This is a genomic window from Marinobacter sp. G11, assembly GCF_021282325.1.
Classification (GTDB): domain Bacteria; phylum Pseudomonadota; class Gammaproteobacteria; order Pseudomonadales; family Oleiphilaceae; genus Marinobacter; species Marinobacter vinifirmus.
In genome coordinates this window covers 134,568-150,449 of record NZ_JAJSPB010000003.1, presented here as the reverse complement: position 1 = coordinate 150,449, position 15,882 = coordinate 134,568, and the positions used below count along the sequence as shown (strand labels likewise).

The following is a 15,882-nucleotide window of genomic DNA, read 5'->3' as shown; positions in this document are numbered from 1 at the left end:
AGCATGAAAGTTGTCTCTGCCCTGATCATCGGCCTGTGTGCCATTTTTGCCGCGTCTCTGCTCAGCGAAGGACTGATGGGGCTGCGCACGGCCGACCGCTACGTGACGGTCAAGGGCGTGGCGGAACGCGAGGTGCAGGCAGACCTTGCATTGTGGCCAATCCGCTTTGTCGCCACCGGCAGCACGCTGGACGAAGCCCAGAACAAAACCCGCAGCAGTCGCGAAGCCATCATGGCCTTTCTGAAACTGCAGGCGATTGAGGAGTCGTCGGTTGAACTGCAGCGGCTGGATGTTACCGATACCCGCGCCAATCCATACTCCGGCAACAACAACGAGCAGCAGTACATCATCAACCAGACCCTGATGGTGCGCAGCACCGACATAGACCGTATCCGCCAGGCGGCACAGAACGTGAGCGAACTGGTGGATTCCGGTGTGGTGCTGTCGTCGGACTACGGCCCCGGCGGCCCCACCTATTTGTTCAGTGGCCTGAACGATATCAAGCCGCAAATGATCGCCGAAGCCACCGCTGCCGCCCGGGAATCCGCCCAGCAATTTGCCCGGGATGCCGATGCCGAGCTCGGCGGCCTGCGACGGGCCAATCAGGGGATTTTCCAGATCCTCGCCCGGGACCAGGCCCCGGGGGTTTCGGAACAACAGCAGCCGTTAAAAACCGTGCGTGTAGTCTCTACCTTCGACTACTACCTGGAGTAACCGGGTTACTGGGTGGCCACCATTTCGTCGGTAACCTGGTAATCCCCGGCCAGCCAACGCAGAATTTCGTGGGCAGCCGGGTGATCAAAGGCATCGTAGGTGTGCATCAGCGCCTGTTTTTTCTCATCGCTGATACGCCCCAGCCCGGTATCCTGCAGCACCAGCAAGTCTCTGTGCAGCTGTTCCGCCAGCTCCAGCCCCAATACCTCCCTTGCCGCATGCAAAAACGCCTGGCCATACTGGTAATCCGGCCCCTGGCGATAGGATTCCGCCAGGGTAATGGCCGGAATACTGGTGAGCACCGGTTGCAGCGCAGGGTTGATGGCGTGGCCTGAAAGATAGGCTGCGTTGCCCGCAGGGCGGCCGGTAAATCCGCGCAGGTGCAGGTGCCGGGACATGCGGTCACCGTCGTTTACCGGATAGTTATCCCAGAGCAGCGGCTTGCGGCCCAGCAACTTGCTGATACGTTTGAGGTGGCCCGGTGAAATCTCCCGGGAGCAGACTTCCTCCCCGGTCCAGAAAATCCGCACATCGCGGTCCAGCTCCGCACCCAGGGTTTCCAGATAATCCGCCGGCCGCTGGCCAAACACACGGTCCAGCACCGGGTCATCGGAATAGTAGGTTGGGCACACGCTGATTTTTGCAGCCGCGGTATGTTCCTGCACCCATTTGATAATGCCGGCCTGGGTTCGGGCCAGTTCCGGGGTATCCGGGTGCATATCGTCGAACAGGATGGCCAGCTCCTGAATACCCAGGCGATCCAGCATTTTCAGTTTTTTCGCCAGGGCATCCCGGGCGATGTCATCGAAGTTATTGAAAACCTCGAACGGGCTCAGCCCTACGCCGAAACGCACCCCTTCGCGCCGGCAGAATCCGGCAAAATCCGCCAACGCCTCGGCCTGTTCCGGCGGATGCGGCTCCTGCCAGCGCCGGCGCAAGTATGGATCGGCCTTGGGCGCGTACAGGTAGAAACCATAGCCATGGGTGGTCAGGGCATTAACCAGCTGGCGCCGCTCGCCCCAGCTCCAGACCGGGCCATAAAATCCTTCGATAATACCCAGCTCTACCGTCATCTCACTCGCTCCCTGACCAAGGTTTCCTATCATCATATACCCTACCCGGGCACAGGTCAGGCCCGGATGAACACTCCGGCGTTACGATGGTTTCGAAAGCGCATCAAACAACGTAGTGCGCCAGCGCAGCCACAACCACAGCGCCCAGCTCCGCCGCCACAATAAAACCCGGATACAACAGGCAAGACACCCACAACAGTCTGCGGTTGACCGGCCTTTGCGCCGGCCGGACAACAACCGGCCGGGCGGGAAACGCCAGCACCGTGGCCAGGAGCAAGACCAACGTCAACAGCCCCACCAGGGGCAGCATGGCCGCCATAAATTCACCAAACCCGATGCCCCGGGTCTGCCAGATGAAGAGGTTCTGGGGATTACCGATGGGCGTCAGAGCCGACCCGACATTCACAGCCAGGGCCTGGAAAATCACCAGCCGGCCCAGCGGAACCGGCACCACCGCGGCCAGGGCAACAGTCAGGGGCACCACGATAAACAGGGCCACATCGTTGGTCACTACCGCAGCCAACAGCCAGGAAAAAACCACCAGCGCCAGTGCCAATGAACGCTCCGTGCGAAACCGGCCCATCAGCCAAACACCACAACGGGCCAGGGCACCACTGTCTTCAAGCCCACGGCTCAGCACCAGAAAACCGGTGAGCGCCGCCAGGGTTTGCCAGTGCACCAGCCCGGCAAGCTCACTCAAAGAGGGTGACACCGCCCACAGCAAGGGCACCAGCCCAACCACCAGTGCCAGCAGCAGGTAATCCTCGGTCAGCCGGGACAGGAAGAAACAGAAGGGATTGCTACGACTCATCAGGCTTATGATCCCGATCAACAGGCAAAGGGCATGGCAGGCAGAGAATATTGTCTAGACTTACAGACAAACCGACATTTCAACAGCCATTCTGACCGGAGATATGCCGTATGGAAATCAAAACCTTCGCAGACCTGATCGACTGGACCCGGCAACTGCACGCCCACCTGGCCCGCTGCCTGCACGAATCGGCCGGCCAGCATAAAGACGAGCGGGCCAGCGCCCTGCTGGATTACATCAGCAGCCACGAGACCCTGCTGGAAAAGGCGGTGGCCGAGTATGAAAACCAGGCCGATCCGAAAGCCATGCAAACCCGGCTTTACGATTACGGGGTGCACAAGCCCATCGAAAAAAACCGGACCTGCAGTACCGATTACTCCGCGCTGGACTTCGCCGGTATTGCCCGTGAGATCTTTGATTTTCATGATCAGGTCATGGCGCTCTACGACAGCCTGATCGGCAAGGCAGAGATTCCCGAAGCCAAGTCTCTGCTGGAAGACCTGAAATCGCTGGAAGAACATGAAGCCATGCGCCTGGCCAGCCAGATCGGCCGGATGAACGATTTGTGAAAACCGTTCGTATAGCTCCGAGGCCTTAGACATATGTCTTAATTCGAGCAGCTGCATAGCACAACCATTGTGTTTGTGAACTAGACTGCAAGAACAAGCCGGTCACCCAAAAAGCGGCTGGCTCTGAGCCAAAGACAATTACAACAACATCAGAGGTTAGAAGAGCAATGAAGATCCGTTCTGTTCTATCTGCGGCTGTACTGGCTGTGGCAACGACATTTGCCGCCACACAGGCGCTGGCACAAGACAAATTCACCCTGAAACTGGCCGAAACCTGGGGCCCCAACTTTCCCATTTTCGGTGACACAACCAAGCGTTTTGCCGAAACCGTCGAGAAAATGTCTGACGGCCGGCTGACCATCCGCATCGACTCCGCCAACAAGCACAAAGCGCCGCTGGGCGTGTTCGATATGGTCAAGGCAGGCCAGTACGACATGGGCCACTCTGCCTCCTACTACTGGAAAGGCAAGGTTCCGGAAACCCTGTTCTTCACCAGCATGCCGTTCGGCATGAACGCCATGGAACAGTACGCCTGGTTCTACCACGGCGGCGGCATGGAGCTGATGCAGGAAGTGTATGAGCCCCACAACATGCTGTCGTTCCCCGGCGGCAACACCGGTGTGCAGATGGGCGGCTGGTTCCGCAAGGAAATCAAGTCGCTGGAAGACCTGCAAGGTCTGAAAATGCGCATCCCGGGCTTTGCTGGCGAAGTCTTCGCCGAGGTGGGTGTTAACCCCACCAACATCGCCCCGGGCGAGCTGTATACAGCCCTTGAGCGCAACACCATTGATGCCGTTGAGTGGGTAGGTCCGGCCCTGGATCTGCGTCTTGGCTTCCAGCAGATCGCCGATTACTACTACACCGGTTGGCACGAGCCGGCCACCGAGCTGCAGTTCCTGGTCAACAAGCGTGTATGGGAACGCCTGCCGGCAGACCTGCAGGAAATCATGCGGGTAGCCATGCGCACCGCCTCCTACGACATGCTGGTACATTCCCAGCATGAAAACGCCAAGGCCTGGGCCAACATCAAGCAAGACTACCCGAACGTACAGATCAAACAGTTCCCGGAAGACATCTTCCAGGCCATGTACGATGCCAACAAAAAACTGCTGACAGAAGCGGCGGAAGACAGTGCAATCGCCAAGAAGATCATTGATTCCCAGCTGAGCTACCAGGAGCAGAGCCGGGCTTACACGGATATTTCCGAAAGGGCCTATCTCAACACCATGGCGGAAGTCGAGTAAACTGGGCGCCATGCAGCAACAGAGCCGGGATCGCTCTTGGAGAGGTCCCGGCTTTTTGCTTTCTAATCAGAACAGAAAATCCGCTCTGCGGAGGACGATGTACAGATGCGCTGGATAATAAAACTGGACGAGGGCCTGGCCTGGGTCTCGAAAGTGTGTGGCTGGGTGGCGTGCATTGCCATGATCCTGATGGCCGCCAACGTGTTCTACGACGTGCTCACAAGGTATGTGTTTAACGACGTCTCCATCGCCATGCAGGAAATGGAATGGCACCTGTATTCGGTGGTGTTCCTGCTGGGCATTCCCTATGCCCTGCGCACAGACAGCCACGTTCGGGTAGACGTGTTCTACACCAACTGGAGCCAGAAGCGCAAAGCCTGGGTTAACCTGGTTGGCGCCCTGATTTTTGTAATCCCCTTCGCCTACCTGATCGGCTTCTACGGTTATAGCTTTGCCCAGGACGCCTACCAGATGGGTGAAGGCAGCGGCGACCCGGGCGGCTTGCCACACCGCTGGATTATCAAGGCCGTGATTCCTTTCTCTGCCGTGTTTATGGCGACCGCCGGCCTGAACATGGCCACCTACGCCCTGAGGGTGATGGCAGGTGATAAAGAATACGAAGGCGAGCACAGTGCGGGAGGTCTGGCATGATCGGCATGATTATGTTCGGCGTGGCACTGGTCATGCTGATGCTGGGTTTCCCGGTGGCTTTCACCTTCGGTGGCGTGGCGCTGTTCTTTGGCATCTTCGCTGAAGGCATGGATCTGTTCGCGTTCATGCCCTACCGCATCATGAGTGTGATGCAGAACACCGTCTTGATGGCCGTGCCGCTGTTTATCTTCATGGGCGTGGTGCTGCAGCGCACCAGGCTGGCCGAGCAGCTGCTCACGTCCATGGGCCGGCTGTTTGGCGGCCTGCCGGGCGGCCTGGCTATCTCCACCATCCTGGTGGGCGCATTGCTGGCTGCGTCCACCGGTGTGGTCGGCGCCAGTGTGGTGGCCATGGGCCTGATCTCCCTGCCGGTGATGCTGGCCCATAACTACGACAAGCGCCTGGCCACCGGTACTATCTGTGCGTCCGGCACCCTGGGCCAGATTGTGCCGCCGTCCATTATCCTGATCATTCTGGGGGATGTGCTGGGCCTGCCGGTGGGCGACCTGTTCAAGGCCGCAGTGATGCCCGGCATCGTTCTGATCGGCCTGTACATTATCTACATCCTGGTGATCACCCGCCTCAAGCCCCAGACAGCGCCGGCCATGCCGCCGGATGACAGCATCAGCCGTGGCAAGGAAATACGCGATGCGTTGCTCGCGATTATCCCGCCGCTGGCACTGATTGTGGTGGTGCTTGGCTCGATCTTTACCGGCATTGCCACCCCCACCGAATCGTCCGCACTGGGTGGTGTGGGTGCGGTGGTCCTGGCCATCATCTATCGCCAGTTCTCGTTCAAGATGGTGTGGGATGCGGCCAAGGATACCGTCAGCGTAACCGCCATGGTGTTCGCCATCCTGATCGGTGCCACCGCCTTCTCCATGGTGTTCAGCTACACCGGCGGCGACTACCTTCTGGAAGAATGGCTGCTGATGCTGCCGGGCGAACAGTGGGGCTTCATCATCCTGGCCATGCTGGTGATCCTGGTTCTGGGCTTCTTTATCGACTTCGTGGAGATTTCGTTCATCATCGTGCCGATCCTGGCGCCGGTGGCGGAAGCGCTGGGCATCAACATGCTGTGGTTTGCCATTCTGGTGGCCATGAACCTGCAAACCAGTTTCCTGACACCACCCTTCGGGTTCTCACTGTTCTACCTGAAAGGGGTGGCACCACCGAATGTCCGAACGATCGATATCTACAAAGGCATTGTGCCATTCATACTGATCCAGATTCTGGTGCTGGCGCTGATCGTCATCTTCCCGGAATGGTTTGGCATGAGCGCTACTTACTAAGACTTGTACCTTCCGGGATCGGGCACCCGCCCGATCCCGCTTTTCTCCCTGCTTTGCCCTCCGTTTTCGCCAATACCTGACAAATCCTGATCATTTTCTATACTGAATCAGAAACGCGACTCTCAGCCTGATTTCGGGACCGCACAGGAGTACAGAGAACAAAGGGAGAGCCTGCCGTGACACAGAACACCGCCCGCAAACCGGAATATAGCGGAAGCGACCCAAGAGCCCAGGGCCATGTGCTGACCCTGCCCCTGGAGAACAGCCAGACCGACCGGGAACCCCACAGCTACGAGCGCTGGCTGGTGGCCAAGCTGATGCGTATGGCCGGTTCGCCACCGGTGCGCTTCCGCCTGTGGAACGGCGAGACCACCGAACCGGAGCAGCAACCCGCCCGGTTCACCCTGAGCCTGGCCGACCCCAAAGCCCTGTATTCACTGGTGGCCAATCCCAACCTGGCGTTCGGAGACCTGTACAGCGCCGGCCGGCTGGAAGTAGACGGCGACCTGCCGGATCTTATGGAGGCCATGTACCGGGCGGTTCATGCGGCCCGGCAGAAGTGGCCGAAATGGCTGGATGCACTTTGGCGCAACCACAACCCCCGGCCTACCGGGATTTCCGAAGCCAGGGAAAACATCCACCACCACTACGACCTGGGCAACGAGTTCTACCAGCTGTGGCTGGATAGTGCGGAAATGCAGTACACCTGCGCCTATTACGAGCAGGCAGACAAGACCCTGGAACAGGCCCAACTGGCCAAGCTGGAACATGTGTGCCGCAAACTGCGCCTGAAACCGGGCATGACCGTGGTGGAAGCCGGTTGCGGCTGGGGCGGCCTGGCCCGTTATATGGCTCGCAACTACGGGGTAACCGTGCATGCCTACAACATTTCCCGGGAGCAGCTGGCCTATGCCCGGGCCGAAGCAGAGCGGCAGGGCCTGGATAACCTGGTCACCTATGTGGAAGACGACTACCGCAACATTGAAGGCCAGTACGATGCGTTCGTCTCCATCGGCATGCTGGAGCATGTGGGCAAGGACAACTACCCCGCCCTGTCGGAACTGATCAAACACTCCCTCAAACCCGATGGCATCGCCCTGCTGCACAGTATCGGGCGCAACCGGCCGATGCTGATGAACGCCTGGATCGAGAAACGGATTTTCCCCGGCGCCTACCCGCCCAGCATTGGCGAGTTCATGGAGCTCTGCGAACACAGCGATTTCTCGGTACTGGATGTGGAGAACCTGCGCCTGCACTACGCCCAGACCCTGAGCCACTGGATGGACAATTTCACCGCCAACCAGGACAAGGTAACGGAGATGTACGACGAGCACTTCACCCGGGCATGGCGGCTGTACCTGGCCGGCTCCATTGCAGCCTTCCGGGCCGGCTCATTGCAGCTGTTCCAGGTGGTATTCACCCACGGCGATAACAATCAGCTGCCCCGGAGCCGGCAGGATCTTTATACCTTCCCAGCCACACCGGAGGGCATTTGATGGATTACTACGATGTGATCATTGTCGGCGCCGGACCCGCCGGCTCTACCCTGGCCCGGGCGCTGGAGGGCGCGGGCAAGCAGGTGCTGATTATCGACAAGGCCGAATTCCCCCGGGATAAAACCTGCGCAGGCTGGGTAACCCCCGCGGTACTGGCAAGCCTGGATATTGATGCCAACGAGTATGGCAATGGCCGCACCCTGCAACCCATTCGCCGCTTCCGCATCGGCATGATGGGCCAGGACGCGGTGGAGAACAACCACGGTGAAGTGGTCAGTTACGGCATCCGCCGCTGCGAGTTTGATGACTACCTGCTTGGCCGGGTGTCCTGCACCAAACAGCTGGGTACGCCGGTAAAATCCATTACCCGTGACAACGGCAACTGGGTAATCAACGAACAATGGCAGGCGCCGTTACTGGTGGGCGCCGGCGGTCACTTCTGCCCGGTAGCCCGGCAGCTGGGCAACGGCCCCGGCAAGCATGAAACCGTGGTTGCGGCCAAGGAAGTAGAGTTCGAGATGACTCCGGAACAGGCCCGCTCTTGCGAAGCCCGGGGCGATACCCCCGAACTCTGGTTCTGCCGCGATCTCAAGGGCTATGCCTGGGTGTTCCGAAAAGGCAGCTACCTGAACATTGGCCTGGGCCGGGAAGACAACCACCGGCTGACGGATCACCTGGAAGCCTTTGTAGAAGATATGAAACAGGCCGGCCGCATTCCCGCCGACCTGCCCGGCCGGTTCAAGGGTCACGCCTATCTGCTGTATGCCCACGCCGACCGGCCATTGGTGGACAACGGTGTGTTGCTGATCGGTGATGCTGCAGGACTGGCCTACACCCAGAGCGGCGAAGGCATCCGCCCGGCCATCGAATCGGCCCTGATGGCTGCGAAAGTGATACAGGAAGCCCCGGACTATTCTGCGATTTCCCTGCAGTCCTACGGCGAACAAATTGCCACCCGCTTTGGCAATCGCGCCTCCGAACAGGAGCATGGCTTTGACCTGCCTGAATGGCTCAAGCAACCCATTGCCAGCACCCTGATGCGCTCGCACTGGTTTACCCGGAAGGTAGTGACAGAGAAGTGGTTTTTACACCAGCAGGTGCCGCCGCTGGATGTGGCGGTGTGAGTAGTCGTCATTCGGTTCACCTTCGTTGGCAACTAGCACTTTTTGACCATCGCGGGTGAAAGTCACCATGTCTGGCAAGGCGCCCACGGTCACTTCACCGGCCTTGGACAGATCAGATGCGTTGTAGAACACAACCTTGCCGTTGTCCTGCTTCACCTCGGCTTCGATGGCGACGGCGACCAGGTCACCATACACCGCCACACTGTTAGCGGAGGCGCCTTCGCGGCTGGCGTCGATGGTGTTAACCAGCACCGGTGCAGACGGGTTACGAATATCCAGTACGTCCACGGTGGCCGCATTGGCATTCACCACAAACAGACGCTGGTTGGCAGCATCATGGGCGACGATTTCGGCGGCGCTTTCGTCGAACACATTGCCCGGGGCCTTGGAGCTTCCCAGTACATTGAGTTCGATCAGGCCCGGCAAGGAAGCCCTGGGCTGGGTTTCAGAACCGCTGCCGGTAGCGCAGGCAGCAAGGCCAACGGTGGTGGCCAGAATGGCGGAGGTCAGAAGGGTTCGCTGGAAAATCATGTTTACCTCGGGTTGTGTCGTCGGTGTGTAAATGACGACCCAAGCTATGGCAAACAGATGACAAAACCGCGTCAGAAAAAAGACAAGTCGATGACGCACATACGAAAATGGCGGCTCCGGGGAGCCGCCATTTCAGGTTACCGTTCTGCCTGGCTTACTGGCCCAGGTAGCTCCGGTACATCCACACGTCTTTCTCCTGCCCGGAGATGTAATCACTCATCAGGGCGGAGGTGCCTTCGTCACCGGCTTCACCGGCCAGCTCCAGCAGTTCACGCTGCTTGGCGATCAGCTTGCCGAAGCTTTCAACAATGTTCTCAACCGCTTCTTTGCCGTTGGATACGTCTTTGCGCTCCGGCACTTCGGCGGTTTCGATGTAGGTGCTGAACGCGTGAGCCGGGCGGTGGCCCAGGGTCAGTACACGCTCGGCAATTTCATCCACTTTCAGCAGAAGGTCGTTGTACAGCTCTTCGAATTTCTCGTGCAGCAGGAAGAAGTTCTCACCCTTGATGTTCCAGTGGTAACCACGCACGTTCATGTAAAAGATCTGGTAGTTGGCCAGCAGATCATTCAGTGAGCTAGCCAGTGCGGCGGTTTTTTCGGTATCCAGACCAATAAAGTTCTTACCCATTTGAACCTCCTGATTCGTCGTCGGGTTGTCTCTGATTACTACTCTAAGTCAGTTCCGGGCCCTGGGCCCAGTTCCATTCCTTAATGTCATTGATAGTAAAAACTTATTCGATAGCCTGAAATCTTATAGCTCGAACCTATTGCAGGATATCGCACAATCTATTTGGAAATAATTCTCGTTTGGTCTTAAATTGAATCATAGACCTGATAAATGCGGAGTTGATCATGAGTACGCTGAAACTGTTTGTCCACGAGCACAGCACGAAAGGTGATCAGTCGGTTTTGAAAACGATTACCTTCGCCATCACCCACTTTACCGTGGCCTTCACCGTAGCCTACCTGCTGACCGGTGACATCCTGATCGGCAGCCTGATTGCCATGGTGGAACCGGCCATCAACACCGTGGCCTACTTCTTCCATGAGAAGATATGGGCGCGGCACCAGCAAAATGCAAGGGACGCTGCCGCCACACCGGTAAGCTTGCAACATCACACGTCATAGTGAACTGACACAGATCAGCTCCGCCAGCGGCCTGGGTTAAACACCCGGGCCGCAGTCCATGCAGCCTTCCGCGGGCTCCGGGCCCAGTTTCAGGTTTCTGTTCAGGTCTTTCAGGGCTGATCGCAAGCCCTCTTCAATCACCGGATGGTAGAACGGCATTTCCAGCATGTCGCTCACGGTCATACGCTTCTGGGCGCACCACGCCAGCAGGTGGGCAATATGCTCGGCCGCAGGGCCGAACATTTCCGCGCCCATGAACAATCCGCTGCCATGTTCGCCATACACCCGCAGCAGGCCCCGGTTCTTGCCGATCACCTTGCTGCGTCCCTGGTTCTCGAAACTTACTTCTCCGACGGCAAAGCAGCCCCGGCACTTTTCATCCACCTGGTGAATGGTCAGGCCCACCGAGGCAATCTGCGGATCGCTGAACACCACGGCCAGCGGGGTTTTGCGCAATCCGGTCTGTACCTCCGGATATGCCGCTGCGTTGTCTCCGGCGATGCGGCCTTCATCTGCGGCCTCATGCAGCAACGGCCGGTGGTTATTCACATCCCCGACGATAAAAATATGGCTGTCGCCGCAGCGCAGGGTGTAAGGGTCAAACTCCGGCATGCCCCGGTCGTCCAGCTCGATGCCGGCGTTCTGGATGTCCAGGTTATCGATATTCGGCCGGCGCCCGGTGGCCGCCAGAAGATAGTCGAAGGTTTCCTGGTGCTCTTTGCCGTCTTCCAGCCAGGTAATCTGCACACCACCGTCTGTACGCTCTACCCGGCGGGTTTCGGTTTTCGGGCTGAAGGCAAACTCTTCGCTGAAGGTTTTCAGCGCGTAGTCACGGATTTTCTCATCCCGCAGGCCGCCGATGCCGCCGCTGACGCCGAACAGGTGCACCTTAACCCCCAGCCGGCTTAATGCCTGCCCCAGCTCCAGGCCGATGACCCCGGGGCCGAAGACCGCGACAGAGTCTGGAAGGTCCTGCCAGTCGAAGATATCGTCGTTCACAATCAGCCGGTCCCGGGCTTCTTTGAAGATACCCGGTATGTTGGGGCGGGAGCCGGTGGCGATGATGATGCGATCGGCACGGACTTCGGTATGGTCGCCGACTTCCAGGCGGTGGGCATCCAGAAAGCGGGCATGGCCCATCAGGCGATGTTCTTCCGGCAGTTTCTCCATGGAGCGGACCACCGGCACCACAAACTTGTCCCGCTCGGCACGTACCCGCTGCATTACCAGCCGGCCATCAATTCGGACATCGCCAGCCAGCACACCGAAGTCGCCGGCGGATTTCAGGTCGTGGGCCCGCTCGGCGGCGGCAATCAGCAGTTTGCTGGGCATGCAGCCCACCCGGGCACAGGTTGTGCCGTACTGTTCGCCCTCGATCAACACCACACGGTCGGTTTTCTTTGCCACCCGCTGATAAGCCACCATGCCGGCCGTGCCGGCGCCGATGATCGCTACATCCACGTCACGCTTGTTCATCTGGCCTCCTATGAAAACCGGAAATTCCCGTCTTTTCTGCAGGTTAAGTTATAAGTATAGAAAGCTTACGGAATCCTGACAGGTGAAACCGGAAAAAAATCCTTCTATGCTTGCCGGCAATCACCTTCATCGGTTTACAACCATAAAGCTCAACAGGTCACTACGTTAACAGGAGCAAACAGGTGCAGAATTACTGGCTGGAATTTCTTACGGTGGCTCTGGTGCACCTGTTGGCGGTAGCGAGCCCCGGGCCGGACTTTGCGGTGATGCTGCGCCAGGCCCTCACTCAGTCACGGCGCAACGCCTTGCTGACCGCCATCGGTATTGGCCTGGGGATTCTGCTGCATGTGGGCTATTCGCTGCTGGGTATCGGACTGATCATCCTGCAATCGGTGATGCTGTTCACCGTGTTGAAAGTGGTTGGCGCGGTTTATCTGCTGTACATCGCCTGGCACTGCCTGCGGGCCAGGCCGGGTGGAGTGCATGTGGATGCGGCTAAAAAGACCGAACAGACAGGAATGGCAGCCTTCCGGCTCGGGTTTCTGACCAACGCCCTGAACCCCAAGGCGACGCTGTTTTTTGTGTCCCTGTTCTCGGTGGTGATCAACCCGGGCACACCCATTGTGCTGCAGGCAGGCTATGGCCTGTACATGGCACTGGCCACGGGCCTGTGGTTTGCCATGGTGGCGGTGTTCTTTACCCACCCCCGTGTCCGCCGGGGTTTCAACCGGTTCGGACACTGGCTTGATCGGGCCATGGGGGGCATTCTGGTGCTGCTGGCCGGGCAGCTGTTGTTGTCTACAGTGAGCGGATCAGAGCCTCCGTCTGTTCCCAGCCCAGGCACGGATCGGTAATCGAGCAGCCGTAGACCAGCTCTTTACCGTCGTCCTGGCGACCGAATTCCAGGAAGCTTTCCAGCATCAGGCCCTTGATGTGCCGGTTGCCATTGCGCTTCTGGGCCATCACATCCCGGGCAATATCCACTTGCCGCTCGGCCTGTTTGCAGGCGTTGTCGTGGCTGCAGTCCACCATCACGGCCGTTGATACGCCGGCTTTTTCCAGCTCTGCCACGGCCTTGGCGATGCTCAGCTCATCGTAGTTGGTCACGCCCCGGCCGCCGCGCAGCACCAGGTGGGTGTCCGGATTGCCAGCGGTGGAAATCATCACCGGTGAGCCACTGTGGGAAATGCCCATGTGGTGGTGAGGGTGCGAGGCAGACTTCATGGCATGGCTGGCTACGGTAATACCGCCGTCGGTGCCATTTTTGAACCCGGTGGGCATAGGCAGGCCGCTGACCATTTCCCGGTGAATCTGGGATTCGGTGGTGCGGGCGCCGATGGCAGTCCAGCTCACCAGGTCCCCCAGATAATCCATCATGAACGGGCTCAGGGCTTCGGTGGCCAACGGCAGGCCAAGCTCGGATAACGCCAGCAACAACTTGCGGGAACGCTCCAGGCCCTGCTTCAGGTCGCCCTGGCCGGTACGCTCCGGATCGTACAACAGACCTTTCCAGCCCACGGTGGTGCGGGGTTTTTCCAGGTAGGCGCGCATGACAATCAGGAACCGGTCACTGACGTCGTCTGACAGCGCTTTCAGGCGGGTGGCGTAGTCCAGGGCGGCCTGTTCGTCGTGAATGGAGCAGGGCCCCATCACAATCAGGGTGCGGTCGTCCTGACCGTGCAGTACAGCGCGGATCTGTTCACGGTAACCGGCAATGGCCCGAACCAGTTGCTCATCGGCAGGAAACTGCTGGCGCAACTCGGCGGCGGTAGGCAACCTGGCTTCCTGCCGGTGCTGGCAGGCGCTGGAGGATTGCGCATCCAGTGTTTCAGATTTCAGCGGCATGTTCATGTCTGTGTTCCCGTTTCCCTGTGTCAGAATCAAAAAAAGCCCCGGCTGGGCTACCAGTCGGGGCTTTTTCGAGTCCGGTGGCAGCCTGGGTTGCTTGCCGGGCTGCCTTCCTCGTTGTGTTCGGTCGATGAAGATCTTACGGGCGGCCCGGGCTCTGGCTAAAATAAAAGCCATAACCAAACCACCAAAAATACACAGCAGAACCTGCGGCCTTCAGTTTTTCACCGAAAGCTTTCAGAACGTTCAATTGACAGGCTGTGTGTAGAGTCTTCATGCTTTTCACTATATACCCGCGGTTTTCAGATTGGCAACCCGCAATCCGGATTATTTTCCGGTGGGTGTCGTTAACGTGGCTTCGGAGGCCCAGATGCACAATCCTTTCGCCCGGTTTTCCACTCTTGCCCTGCTGGCCGTTCTGATACTTGGCCTGGCGGCTCCGGCGGCGGCCCGGGCAGAACAGGAAACCCGCATTTACCAGCTGCAGAACCGCACTGCCGAAGACATGGCGCAGCAGGTACGCACCCTGTACCAGCAAGCTCCGGTGTCGGTAACGGCCCGTGGAACACAACTGGTTGTAAGGGGAGAGCCGGTGTTGCTGGATGAAATCAGCACCCTGGTCGGCTCGCTGGATGTGCCACCGGTACAGATGCGCATTACCGTGCGCTACCAGCAGAGTTCAGACAGCTCGGGTTCCGGTGCTGGTGTCAGCGTAAACCGCAACCGGGTATCCGCCGGGGTCGAGCAAAGCAGCCGTTCCAGCAACTCAAGCTCCCAACGCCATCTGGTAGTTCAGGACGGGCAATCGGCCCACATTACCTCCGGCAGCGTGCGCACCCTGCCCTTCGCCGTTCAGGGTGGCCGCAACCCGGCGGTGATCCTGGAACAGGTGGAAACCCGCAGCGGGTTTGTGGTCAGCCCCCAGTCGATTTCCGACCAGGCAGTGGAGCTGAACATTGTATCGTTCGAGGAAGACCCGGCAGCACTGCCCGGCTATGAAACCGAGGCGCTGGTGACCATCCGCCGGGTGGAGCCGGGGCAATGGGTGTCTCTGGGCGGGGTCAGCACATCAGAAAGCCGCCAGCAGGGCGGCCTGGTCTATCAGCGCAACAGCAGCCTGGCGGAACAGCTGGCCATTGATGTGAAAGTGGATATCCTGCCCTGATCAGGCGCCGCGTTTGCCGATCAGCAGGTCCCGGGCTTCGTTGAGCTTGGCGGCCAGGTAATCGTTACCACCGCGATCCGGATGCACCTTCTGCATCAGCTTGCGGTGGGCAGCCACCACCTCTTCACGGGTGCAACCCGGCGTCACTCCCAGAATATCGCAGGCTTCCCGCTCGGTCATGGCGCCGGCAACCGGTGCCCGCTGGCCACCCGTACCGGCCTGTCCGGCCGATTCCGGCCCGGATGAATCCCCCATGGCCTTACGGAACATCGGCGCGTAACGCATCAGCGCCGGCAGTTTTCTCAGCAGTGGAATCAGGGCCGCAATACCGGCAGTGATCACGTGCACCCGGCCGGTCAGCACCATAAACAGCAACAGGGCACCGCCAGCCACCAGCACCACTTTCCAGATGGCCGCTTTCTGGCCTTCCGGCGACAGCGCACCCCATTTTTTCAGGATGACAAACACGGCGGCCGCCAGGGCCAGGCCGAGAATCAACTGCATTCCAAATCCTCACCCGCTTGTATCGTCACCGGAGCATAACAGATTACCGCGGAGATCAGATCCACCCCCGTCATTTAGACGTAAGACGCAGCAGTACATATACTGCGTTTTTTCTGCAAACGGATGACAAACTCAAGTGCTTTTTGTAGCATCCTATTGGTTAACGCTGAGCTGACGCCCGAGTGAGCAGCAAGCGTCTGGTCGCTGTCATCTGATGCGCAAGGAAAGCTGTCAGCCTTCCCATCCCAGCGACGTT

The 15,882-nt window shown here is 59.0% G+C and carries 17 protein-coding genes; 10 read left to right on the top strand and 7 right to left on the bottom strand.

The window, feature by feature from the left end; genetic code table 11:
- The first annotated feature begins 3 nt into the window (after positions 1-3).
- Positions 4-714, top strand: coding sequence for an SIMPL domain-containing protein (locus LWH94_RS03265; RefSeq protein WP_058341897.1), 711 nt, complete (start codon positions 4-6; stop codon positions 712-714).
- A 5-nt stretch (positions 715-719) separates the two neighbouring features.
- Here the strand turns inward: LWH94_RS03265 and LWH94_RS03260 are convergent, their stop codons facing one another.
- Both LWH94_RS03260 and LWH94_RS03255 read right to left on the bottom strand, forming a co-directional pair.
- Positions 720-1,787: a beta-N-acetylglucosaminidase domain-containing protein gene (locus LWH94_RS03260; protein WP_232901236.1), complete on the bottom strand. Its 1,068-nt coding sequence runs from the start codon at positions 1,785-1,787 to the stop codon at positions 720-722.
- A 103-nt stretch (positions 1,788-1,890) separates the two neighbouring features.
- Complete coding sequence (locus tag LWH94_RS03255; protein WP_232901235.1) at positions 1,891-2,598, bottom strand: SLC13 family permease; 708 nt, start codon at positions 2,596-2,598, stop codon at positions 1,891-1,893.
- A 110-nt stretch (positions 2,599-2,708) separates the two neighbouring features.
- Here LWH94_RS03255 and LWH94_RS03250 point away from each other — a divergent pair, with 110 nt between their 5' ends.
- The 6 genes from LWH94_RS03250 (at position 2,709) to LWH94_RS03225 (ending at position 8,974) form a co-directional block, all read left to right on the top strand.
- Positions 2,709-3,167, top strand: coding sequence for a hypothetical protein (locus LWH94_RS03250; RefSeq protein ID WP_058341900.1), 459 nt, complete (start codon positions 2,709-2,711; stop codon positions 3,165-3,167).
- Positions 3,168-3,334: 167 nt separating this feature from the next.
- Positions 3,335-4,411, top strand: coding sequence for a TRAP transporter substrate-binding protein (locus LWH94_RS03245; RefSeq protein ID WP_022988398.1), 1,077 nt, complete (start codon positions 3,335-3,337; stop codon positions 4,409-4,411).
- 105 nt (positions 4,412-4,516) lie between these two features.
- Complete coding sequence (locus LWH94_RS03240) at positions 4,517-5,062, top strand: TRAP transporter small permease subunit (protein ID WP_022988399.1); 546 nt, start codon at positions 4,517-4,519, stop codon at positions 5,060-5,062.
- Positions 5,059-6,354, top strand: coding sequence for a TRAP transporter large permease (locus tag LWH94_RS03235; protein ID WP_199458192.1), 1,296 nt, complete (start codon positions 5,059-5,061; stop codon positions 6,352-6,354). The genes LWH94_RS03240 and LWH94_RS03235 overlap by 4 nt, the downstream gene beginning before the upstream one ends.
- A gap of 176 nt (positions 6,355-6,530) precedes the next feature.
- Entirely contained in the window at positions 6,531-7,850 is a 1,320-nt protein-coding gene (locus tag LWH94_RS03230; protein WP_232901234.1) for an SAM-dependent methyltransferase, read from the top strand.
- Positions 7,850-8,974, top strand: a complete 1,125-nt coding sequence (locus tag LWH94_RS03225) for an NAD(P)/FAD-dependent oxidoreductase (RefSeq protein WP_199458194.1) — start codon at positions 7,850-7,852, stop codon at positions 8,972-8,974. Before LWH94_RS03230 ends, LWH94_RS03225 begins: the two co-directional genes overlap by 1 nt.
- Here LWH94_RS03225 and LWH94_RS03220 read toward each other — a convergent pair.
- Both LWH94_RS03220 and LWH94_RS03215 read right to left on the bottom strand, forming a co-directional pair.
- Entirely contained in the window at positions 8,936-9,505 is a 570-nt protein-coding gene (locus LWH94_RS03220; RefSeq protein ID WP_228285793.1) for a choice-of-anchor I domain-containing protein, read from the bottom strand. The two genes, LWH94_RS03225 and LWH94_RS03220, sit on opposite strands and share 39 nt — an antisense overlap.
- Before the next feature lie 154 nt (positions 9,506-9,659).
- Positions 9,660-10,133 (bottom strand): Dps family protein, encoded by a 474-nt coding sequence (locus LWH94_RS03215; RefSeq protein ID WP_022988406.1) that lies wholly within the window; start codon positions 10,131-10,133, stop codon positions 9,660-9,662.
- Between the two features lie 224 nt (positions 10,134-10,357).
- Between LWH94_RS03215 and LWH94_RS03210 the strand changes: the two genes are divergently transcribed.
- On the top strand, positions 10,358-10,633 hold the full coding sequence (locus tag LWH94_RS03210) for a DUF2061 domain-containing protein (RefSeq protein WP_199458195.1): 276 nt from the start codon (positions 10,358-10,360) through the stop codon (positions 10,631-10,633).
- A 36-nt stretch (positions 10,634-10,669) separates the two neighbouring features.
- Here the strand turns inward: LWH94_RS03210 and LWH94_RS03205 are convergent, their stop codons facing one another.
- On the bottom strand, positions 10,670-12,109 hold the full coding sequence (locus tag LWH94_RS03205) for a dihydrolipoyl dehydrogenase (protein ID WP_232901233.1): 1,440 nt from the start codon (positions 12,107-12,109) through the stop codon (positions 10,670-10,672).
- A gap of 182 nt (positions 12,110-12,291) precedes the next feature.
- Between LWH94_RS03205 and LWH94_RS03200 the strand changes: the two genes are divergently transcribed.
- A complete protein-coding gene (locus LWH94_RS03200) occupies positions 12,292-12,963 on the top strand; it encodes a LysE family translocator (protein WP_232901232.1) in 672 nt (223 codons plus the stop codon).
- Here LWH94_RS03200 and LWH94_RS03195 read toward each other — a convergent pair.
- Positions 12,908-13,960: a 3-deoxy-7-phosphoheptulonate synthase gene (locus LWH94_RS03195; RefSeq protein WP_232901231.1), complete on the bottom strand. Its 1,053-nt coding sequence runs from the start codon at positions 13,958-13,960 to the stop codon at positions 12,908-12,910. The genes LWH94_RS03200 and LWH94_RS03195 overlap by 56 nt on opposite strands.
- Positions 13,961-14,327: 367 nt before the next feature.
- Between LWH94_RS03195 and LWH94_RS03190 the strand changes: the two genes are divergently transcribed.
- A complete protein-coding gene (locus LWH94_RS03190) occupies positions 14,328-15,122 on the top strand; it encodes a secretin N-terminal domain-containing protein (RefSeq protein ID WP_232901230.1) in 795 nt (264 codons plus the stop codon).
- Here the strand turns inward: LWH94_RS03190 and LWH94_RS03185 are convergent, their stop codons facing one another.
- Positions 15,123-15,626, bottom strand: a complete 504-nt coding sequence (locus tag LWH94_RS03185) for a DnaJ domain-containing protein (protein ID WP_058341927.1) — start codon at positions 15,624-15,626, stop codon at positions 15,123-15,125.
- Positions 15,627-15,882 lie beyond the last annotated feature (256 nt).

What these genes read in the sequence shown, in the direction of transcription:
- LWH94_RS03265 (WP_058341897.1), top strand. Translation starts at nt 4, where the DNA reads ATGAAAGTTGTCTCTGCCCTGATCATCGGCCTGTGTGCCATTTTTGCC.
- LWH94_RS03185 (WP_058341927.1), bottom strand. Translation starts at nt 15,626, where the DNA reads ATGCAGTTGATTCTCGGCCTGGCCCTGGCGGCCGCCGTGTTTGTCATC.
- LWH94_RS03255 (WP_232901235.1), bottom strand. Translation starts at nt 2,598, where the DNA reads ATGAGTCGTAGCAATCCCTTCTGTTTCTTCCTGTCCCGGCTGACCGAG.
- LWH94_RS03195 (WP_232901231.1), bottom strand. Translation starts at nt 13,960, where the DNA reads ATGAACATGCCGCTGAAATCTGAAACACTGGATGCGCAATCCTCCAGC.
- LWH94_RS03205 (WP_232901233.1), bottom strand. Translation starts at nt 12,109, where the DNA reads ATGAACAAGCGTGACGTGGATGTAGCGATCATCGGCGCCGGCACGGCC.
- LWH94_RS03240 (WP_022988399.1), top strand. Translation starts at nt 4,517, where the DNA reads ATGCGCTGGATAATAAAACTGGACGAGGGCCTGGCCTGGGTCTCGAAA.
- LWH94_RS03190 (WP_232901230.1), top strand. Translation starts at nt 14,328, where the DNA reads ATGCACAATCCTTTCGCCCGGTTTTCCACTCTTGCCCTGCTGGCCGTT.
- LWH94_RS03245 (WP_022988398.1), top strand. Translation starts at nt 3,335, where the DNA reads ATGAAGATCCGTTCTGTTCTATCTGCGGCTGTACTGGCTGTGGCAACG.
- LWH94_RS03210 (WP_199458195.1), top strand. Translation starts at nt 10,358, where the DNA reads ATGAGTACGCTGAAACTGTTTGTCCACGAGCACAGCACGAAAGGTGAT.
- LWH94_RS03225 (WP_199458194.1), top strand. Translation starts at nt 7,850, where the DNA reads ATGGATTACTACGATGTGATCATTGTCGGCGCCGGACCCGCCGGCTCT.
- LWH94_RS03215 (WP_022988406.1), bottom strand. Translation starts at nt 10,133, where the DNA reads ATGGGTAAGAACTTTATTGGTCTGGATACCGAAAAAACCGCCGCACTG.
- LWH94_RS03250 (WP_058341900.1), top strand. Translation starts at nt 2,709, where the DNA reads ATGGAAATCAAAACCTTCGCAGACCTGATCGACTGGACCCGGCAACTG.
- LWH94_RS03235 (WP_199458192.1), top strand. Translation starts at nt 5,059, where the DNA reads ATGATCGGCATGATTATGTTCGGCGTGGCACTGGTCATGCTGATGCTG.
- LWH94_RS03260 (WP_232901236.1), bottom strand. Translation starts at nt 1,787, where the DNA reads ATGACGGTAGAGCTGGGTATTATCGAAGGATTTTATGGCCCGGTCTGG.
- LWH94_RS03220 (WP_228285793.1), bottom strand. Translation starts at nt 9,505, where the DNA reads ATGATTTTCCAGCGAACCCTTCTGACCTCCGCCATTCTGGCCACCACC.